The organism is Streptomyces sp. P9(2023) (genome assembly GCF_032436795.1).
Lineage (GTDB): Bacteria > Actinomycetota > Actinomycetes > Streptomycetales > Streptomycetaceae > Streptomyces.
Map to the genome: position 1 here is coordinate 1 of NZ_JAUPWM010000582.1, position 262 is coordinate 262.

The window sequence follows — 262 nt, forward strand, 5'->3', positions numbered from 1 at the left end:
GACACACAAAAAAGCCCCTACTCAAATTGAGTAAGGGGTATTATTTTTAGGCATAAACAAGTTGAGATTCCATATTATCAGAAAAACTTTTTTTCATTGTGCTATTCCTAAAATTAGCAAATTTAGCCATAAAAGATAATTTTTCTTTTTTATCAGAAACTAATATTCCCTTTACGAAACCAAAATGGACAATTTCTACTAGAATAATTAATCCCATATTATATCCAAAAATTATATCAATCAAAACTTTTTTTCTTGTTTT

1 protein-coding gene is annotated in these 262 nt (G+C 26.0%); it reads right to left on the reverse strand.

What is annotated here, in order from left to right; genetic code table 11:
* Window positions 1–46: 46 nt before the first annotated feature.
* Window positions 47–262 (reverse strand): hypothetical protein (locus tag Q5762_RS38765; RefSeq protein ID WP_315897014.1); only part of this gene is annotated, 216 nt, incomplete at its 5' end.